Here is a 6726-nt window from a genome sequence, read left to right on the forward strand (position 1 = left end):
CCCTACCCCTGGCCCAGCACAAATTCCGCCACTCCCCTAGTGGCGCGGCTCACCTAACCACACGTGTTTCAGCGGGGGGAAGAGCAATCCGACCGAATGAGAAAGAACTTACCGAGGCGTTGTCTCCGCCGGGTTCCACAGCGTCTTCACAGCGGCTGCAAGCGATTTCCGTCAAGCGCCCGTTGGGGCCTGGTTCACGCGCGCGTTGCGGCCAGCTCGATCACCGTCACGTCCGACGGCGCGCCCACGCGCGTGGGCGGACCCCAGGCGCCCGCGCCCCGGCTGACGTACAGCTGCGTGTCGCCGTAGCGGTCGAGACCGGCCACGGTCGGGTTGGCGGCGGCCGCGATCAGGTTGCCGGGCCAGAGCTGGCCGCCGTGGGTGTGGCCGGAGAGCTGGAGGTCGACGCCGTGCCGTACGGCCTCGTGGATCTGCACCGGCTGGTGGGCGAGGAGCACGCACGCGCGTGCCGGGTCCCGGTCGCCGAGCGCCTTCTCGAAGTCGGGGCCCTGGCCCTCGCTCTCGCCCTGGAGGTCGTTCACCCCGGCCAGGTCGAAGTACGGCAGCTCGGTGCGGGCGTTCTCCAGCGGGTGCAGGCCCAGCGTGCGCACCTCGGCGACCCACTGTGCGACGCCGGAGAAGTACTCGTGGTTGCCGGTGACGAAGTAGGCGCCGTGCCGGGCGGTGAGCTGGGCGAGGGGTGCGGTGGCCGGACCGAGGTCCTTGACGCTGCCGTCCACCAGATCGCCGACGACCGCGATCAGGTCGGGCTGGGTCGCGTTGACGGTGTCGACGACCTTCTGCGCGAAGTCCCGGCCCAGGATCGGGCCGAGGTGGATGTCGCTGACGACCGCGATCCGGAAACCGTGCGCGGCGCGCGGCAGTTTGGCGAGCGGGACCGTGACCCGCTTCACACGCGGCCCGCGCAGGACGCCGTAGGTGCCGTAGCCGACGGTCCCTACTGCGGCGGCGGCAGCGGCTCCGCCGACGACGCGGGAGACGAAGAGGCGGCGGGTGGGTTCCTGATGCGGTTCCGGTGCCGCAGTGGGCGTGCCGGGGGGCTCCGCCCCCTGGACCCCCGGCCTCCGGTCCAGGAGGCGTCGCAGCAGCGGTCGTATCGCCTCTCCCGCCACCACCGCCAGCAGCAGGTACAGCGCGAGCGCCATCCACAGGAAGCCGGGCCAGGCGAGGGTGCGCTGGAGCCGGAAGGGGGCGCCGGAGCGTTCGGCGACCAGGGCCGTGATCATCAGCAGCGGGCCGGCGACGAAGACCGCCGTGCCGGCGCGGCGGGCGAGGCCCGGGCCGCGCGTCGTGTCGCGGACCAGGCGCCGCCACACGTACCAGTGGCCGAGCGCCAGGACGGCCAGGACGACCAGCGCCACGAGCACGAAGACGATGACCACGCTGCCGTATCCCCCGCTATGACTTCCGGCGCAGTGCGCGCAGTCCGCGCAACCCGATGACCCCGATGGCCGTCCCCAATACGAAGGAAACGACCGCCAGCAGCAGGTGCACCCAGAAGTACGCGGTCGGGTGACCGTCGTCGAAGGCGAGACCGCTGCTGTCCTTGATCAGGTTTTTGACGAAAGTGACCCAGATGACCCAGCTCCACACCCCGAAGGCGAGCAGGAACCAGGAGACCGGGCGGCTGAGCTTCATGAGATCAGTATCGCCTTCCGGTGTTCGGTTCCGTGGCCGGGGTGGGGGGCGAGGTGGGAGGTCGCTGCCCGTGCCAGGTACGTTCTGGGCCGTGCCCGCACCCAAGAAGACCGTCAGGCGATCCCTGCTGGTCACCACCGCCACGCTGCTGTCCCTGTCCGCCACCGCACCCGCCGCCCTCGCGGCCCCGACCCCCTCGACCAGCCCGACGGCCACGCCGCCGGCGCAGATGTCACAGGTGGGCGGCGCCCTGCTCGGGCAGCCCGGGACGCAGGTGAACCTCGCCGACGGCGTGCCCGTGCTCCCCAAGGACCTCACCGCCCGCTCCTGGCTCGTCTCCGACGCCGAGTCCGGCGAGATCCTCGCCGCGCACAACGCGCACTGGCAGCTGCCCCCGGCGAGCACCCTGAAGATGCTGTTCGCGGACACCGTGCTGCCGAGGTTCCCGAAGACGACCGAGCACAAGGTGGCGCCGACCGACCTGGCGGGCATGGGGACCGGCTCCAGCGTGGTCGGGATAAAGGAGGGCCGCACCTACACCGTTCACGACCTGTGGCTCGGGGTCTTCCTGCGCTCGGGCAACGACGCCGTGCACGTGCTGTCCGCGATGAACGGCGGTGTCGCGCAGACCGTCAAGGACATGCAGGACCACGCCGACGAGCTGCAGGCCCTGGACACGCACGTGGTCAGCCCGGACGGCTACGACGCGCCGGGGCAGGTGTCCTCGGCCTACGACCTGACGCTGATCGCCCGTTCCGGACTGCAGAAGAAAGACTTCCGCGACTACTGCTCGACCGTGTCGGCGAAGTTCGACTCCGGCGAGATCCGGAACACCAACCGGCTGCTGAGCGGCGACACCGATGTGCCCGTCTACCAGGGCATCGCCGGCGTGAAGAACGGCAACACCACCAACGCGGGCGCCACCTTCACCGGGGTCGCCGAACGGGGCGGCAAGGTGCTGCTGGTCACGGTGATGAACCCGGAGAAGCACGACCACAACGAGGTCTACAAGGAGACCGCGAAGCTCTTCGACTGGGGCTTCCAGGCGGCCGGCAAGGTCAGGGCGGTGGGCGAGCTGGTCCCGCCGAAGAGCGCCGCGCAGTCCTCCGCCCAGCCCGGCGCCAGCACCTCGGCCGGGCAGCCGGAGGGGACCCACGGGCCCGGCTCGAAGCCGGTGGCGGGCTCCACGGCCGCGGGCGGCTCCAGCGGCATGGGGATCGCCCTGGCCGTCGCGGGCGGACTGCTGGTGCTGCTCGCCGGCGCCGCGTTCCTGGTCAACCGCCGTTGGCCGCTGCCGGACCTGATGCGCCGTCGGCCGCGCCCCTGACGTCCTCGGCTCCGCTCTCCTCGGGCTGCGTCGCCGTCCAGGCGGCGCAGAACAGGAGGAGTTTCGCGGTGAAGTTGATCCACAGCAGCAGAGCCACGGGGACGCCGAACGCGCCGTACATGCTCTTCGCGGCCACTCCCTGGATGTAGCCGCTGAGCAGCAGCTTGAGCGCTTCGAAGCCGACCGCGCCGAGGAGCGCCGCGACCAGCAGGCGGCGGCGCGGCGGTTCCACGCCGGGCAGCAGGGTCAGGACGTAGAGCAGGAGCAGGAAGTCGGCGAGCACGGCGACGGCGAACGCGGCGATCCGCAGCAGGATGCCGCCCCAGCCCGACCGGTCGATGCCGAGCTGGTCGGTGAGCCGTCCCACCAGCGCGGAGGCGACGGTGGAGAGGGCGAGCGTGGCGAGGACGGCTCCGCCGAACCCGACCAGGATGCCCGCGTCCTTGGCCTTGGCCAGGACCGGGTTCTCCTGTTTGTCGGGCAGCTCCCACACCGCGCGCAGGCAGTCGCGCATCTGGCCGACCCAGCCCATGCCGGTGAACAGCAGCACGGCGCCGGCGATGAGCCCGACCGTACCGGCGTTCTGGACCAGGGAGTTGATGTCCACCTGGTCGGCGAGGCCGGGGATCTGGTCGGCGATCCTGTTCTGGAGGTCCTTCTGCTGCGACTTGCTGAGCGTGGCGGCGGCGATCGCGCCGCCCAGCGTCAGCAGCGGGAACAGCGACACGAAGCTGATGAAGGTCATCGCTGCGGCCAGCCGCGTCCACTTCACCCGGTCCAGGCGCTCGTACGCCCGCCATGCGTGCGTGGCCGTCAGCCACGTGACGATCGGCCCGATCCCGGGAAGCTTCTTCAGCCAGTCCATGATCGGACTGTGCCCGCTCCGAGTGGGCGTCAACACCGCGTTTCTTCGCCAAGACGGACATATACGGGCGATACGGTCAGCTGTCATGAAGGACGCCACCGATCTGCCCCAGTCCCTGCTCGTCCTCGGCGGCACGTCCGAGATCGCGCTGGCCACCGCCCGCCGTCTGATCGCCCGCCGCACCCGCACCGTGTGGCTGGCCGGCCGTCCCTCCCCCGCCCTGGAACAGGCGGCCGAGAGCCTGCGCGCCCTGGGCGCCGACGCCCGCACCGTCGCCTTCGACGCCCTCGACATCGCGCACCACGAGACGGTCCTCGGCAAGGTCTTCGCCGAGGGCGGCATCGACATGGTGCTGCTCGCCTTCGGCATCCTCGGCGACCAGGCCCACGACGAGCGCGAGCCGCTGCGCGCCGTCCAGGTCGCCCAGACCAACTACACGGGAGCCGTCTCGGCGGGCCTGGTCGCCGCCCGCTCCCTCCAGACCCAGGGCCACGGCTCCCTGGTGGTCCTCTCCTCCGCCGCCGGCGAACGCGCCCGCCGCTCCGACTTCATCTACGGCTCCAGCAAGGCCGGGCTCGACGCCTTCGCCCAGGGTCTCGGCGACGCGCTGTACGGCACCGGCGTGCACGTCATGGTCGTACGCCCCGGATTCGTCCGTACGCGGATGACGGCCGGCCTGCCCGAGGCCCCGCTCGCCACCACCCCCGAGGCGGTCGCCACGGCCATCGAACTGGGCCTGCGCCGCGGCTCGGAGACGGTGTGGGTGCCGGGCGCACTGCGCGTGGCGATGTCGGCGCTACGGCACATGCCACGGGCGCTGTTCCGCAGGTTGCCTATTTAGCGCCCCAAAGGGGCGCGGGGAACTGCGCGAGCAACCACGACGAAAGCCGCAGCCGCCGACCACCAGAACCCGGCGCTACGACACTGCGCTACGGCCGACCCCGCGGAGCGACTGCGGCGGCACCACGGCCCCTCCGAACGTGTACTCCCGCAGCTTGCGCCACACGTCGTCGGCGCCCTGCTCGTACAGCGCGAAGCCGGTGCACGGCCACTCGGCCTCGAAGTCGGCCAGCTCCGCGAAGGCGCGGTCCATCGCCGCCTCGTCGATGCCGTGCGCGACCGTGACATGCGGGTGGTACGGGAACTGCAGGTCGCGGGCCACGGGCCCGGAGGCGTCGCGGACCCGCTGCTGCAGCCAGGCACAGGCCTCGGCGCCCTGCACGACGCGCACATAGACGACCGGCGACAGGGGCCGGAACGTTCCCGTCCCGGACAGGCGCATCGGGAACGGCCGGCCGGCCGCCGCGACCTCCGTGAGGTGCGTGTCGACCGCCGGCAGGTCGGCCGCGTCCAGCTCGGTCGGCGGCACCAGGGTGACGTGCGTGGGGATGCCGTGAGCCGCGGCGTCGCCGAAGCCCGCGCGCCGCTCCTGGAGCAGGCTGCCGTGAGGCTCCGGGACCGCGATCGACACGCCGATCGTTACGGTCCCCACGTCGTCTCCTGTCGTCGCGTGTTCTCTTCTCGGCCGCATTCGTCCCGGCCGTCGGCTATCGACTGTAAGGCCATGGATGTCCTGTGGGCAGGCGCAGCGGAAGTGATGTGCAGCGCTCTGCCCGCTCGGACGTGTGTACGGTCGTGCGCCGCAGCGCCGGTTCGTGCGTCTCAGTGCTTCGCCGGCAGGAATCCCACCCGGTCGTACGCCTGCGCCAGCGTCTCCGCGGCGACGGCGCGCGCCTTCTCCGCGCCCTTGGCGAGGATCGAGTCGAGCGTCTCGGCGTCGTCCAGATACTGCTGCGTGCGCTCCCGGAACGGCGTCACGAACTCGACCATGACCTCGGCGAGGTCCGTCTTGAGCGCGCCGTACATCTTGCCCTCGTAGTCCTGCTCCAGCTCGGCGATCGACTTGCCGGTGAGCGTGGAGTAGATGGTGAGGAGGTTCGACACGCCCGGTTTGTTCTCCGCGTCGTAGCGGATCACGGTGTCGGTGTCGGTGACGGCGCTCTTGACCTTCTTGGCGGTGGTCTTCGGCTCGTCGAGCAGGTTGATCAGGCCCTTCGGCGTGGACGCCGACTTGCTCATCTTGATCGACGGGTCCTGCAGGTCGTAGATCTTCGCCGTCTCCTTGAGGATGTACGGCGCCGGGATCGTGAACGTGTCGCCGAACCGGCCGTTGAAACGCTCGGCCAGGTCGCGGGTCAGCTCGATGTGCTGGCGCTGGTCCTCGCCGACCGGCACCTCGTTGGCCTGGTAGAGGAGGATGTCGGCGACCTGCAGGATCGGGTACGTGAACAGGCCGACGGAGGCCCGTTCGGCGCCCTGCTTGGCGGACTTGTCCTTGAACTGGGTCATGCGGCTGGCTTCGCCGAAACCGGTGAGGCAGTTCATGATCCAGGCGAGCTGGGCGTGCTCGGGGACGTGGCTCTGGACGAAGAGGGTGCAGCGGTCCGGGTCGAGACCGGCCGCGAGGAGCTGGGCTGCGGCCAGGCGGGTGTTGGCGCGCAGGTCCTTCGGGTCCTGCGGGACCGTGATCGCGTGCAGGTCGACGACCATGTAGAAGGCGTCGTGGGACTCCTGCAGGGCCACCCACTGGCGGACGGCGCCGAGGTAGTTGCCGAGGTGGAACGAGCCGGCGGTGGGCTGGATGCCGGAGAGCACGCGAGGTTGGTCAGCGGAAGCCATGTTTTTTATTGTCTCAGAGAGCTCGGGGGGTTCTGTGCATGGGGAACTGCGGACCGTGGCGGGCTGGTCGCGCCCACGCGGCGGGGGGGGGGGGGGGGGGGGGGGGAGAGTCCCCCAGGAGGGCGGATTCCCCGGGGGAGGGAAGAGAAGGAGAGGTCCGTTGGGGGGGGGGGAGGAAACCCAAACAGCGCTCGTC

At 70.9% G+C, this 6726-nt stretch carries 7 protein-coding genes; 2 read left to right on the top strand and 5 right to left on the bottom strand.

Features of this window, described 5'->3' with window-relative positions:
• Window positions 1-194: 194 nt before the first annotated feature.
• Together ACZ5DS_RS30790 and ACZ5DS_RS30795 are read right to left on the bottom strand one after the other, a co-directional pair.
• Window positions 195-1403, bottom strand: coding sequence for a metallophosphoesterase (locus tag ACZ5DS_RS30790; protein WP_468244990.1), 1209 nt, complete (start codon window positions 1401-1403; stop codon window positions 195-197).
• Between the two features lie 16 nt (window positions 1404-1419).
• The gene (locus ACZ5DS_RS30795; RefSeq protein ID WP_468244992.1) at window positions 1420-1659 is read right to left on the bottom strand and encodes an SCO4848 family membrane protein; all 240 of its coding nucleotides are present in this window, start codon (window positions 1657-1659) and stop codon (window positions 1420-1422) included.
• 91 nt (window positions 1660-1750) lie between these two features.
• On the opposite strand from ACZ5DS_RS30795, the gene ACZ5DS_RS30800 reads away from it, so the two are divergent.
• Complete coding sequence (locus ACZ5DS_RS30800; RefSeq protein ID WP_468244995.1) at window positions 1751-2986, top strand: D-alanyl-D-alanine carboxypeptidase family protein; 1236 nt, start codon at window positions 1751-1753, stop codon at window positions 2984-2986.
• On the opposite strand, the gene ACZ5DS_RS30805 is transcribed toward ACZ5DS_RS30800, so the two are convergent.
• Complete coding sequence (locus ACZ5DS_RS30805; protein ID WP_468244998.1) at window positions 2934-3851, bottom strand: YihY/virulence factor BrkB family protein; 918 nt, start codon at window positions 3849-3851, stop codon at window positions 2934-2936. The two genes, ACZ5DS_RS30800 and ACZ5DS_RS30805, sit on opposite strands and share 53 nt — an antisense overlap.
• Window positions 3852-3936: 85 nt before the next feature.
• On the opposite strand from ACZ5DS_RS30805, the gene ACZ5DS_RS30810 reads away from it, so the two are divergent.
• Window positions 3937-4692: a decaprenylphospho-beta-D-erythro-pentofuranosid-2-ulose 2-reductase gene (locus ACZ5DS_RS30810; protein WP_468245000.1), complete on the top strand. Its 756-nt coding sequence runs from the start codon at window positions 3937-3939 to the stop codon at window positions 4690-4692.
• Between the two features lie 75 nt (window positions 4693-4767).
• Here the strand turns inward: ACZ5DS_RS30810 and ACZ5DS_RS30815 are convergent, their stop codons facing one another.
• Both ACZ5DS_RS30815 and trpS read right to left on the bottom strand, forming a co-directional pair.
• The gene (locus ACZ5DS_RS30815; protein WP_468245002.1) at window positions 4768-5343 is read right to left on the bottom strand and encodes a 2'-5' RNA ligase family protein; all 576 of its coding nucleotides are present in this window, start codon (window positions 5341-5343) and stop codon (window positions 4768-4770) included.
• A gap of 170 nt (window positions 5344-5513) precedes the next feature.
• Window positions 5514-6530: a tryptophan--tRNA ligase gene (trpS, locus tag ACZ5DS_RS30820; protein ID WP_468245004.1), complete on the bottom strand. Its 1017-nt coding sequence runs from the start codon at window positions 6528-6530 to the stop codon at window positions 5514-5516.
• Window positions 6531-6726: the final 196 nt, after the last annotated feature.

Source organism: Streptomyces sp. NPDC031100, from assembly GCF_055570785.1.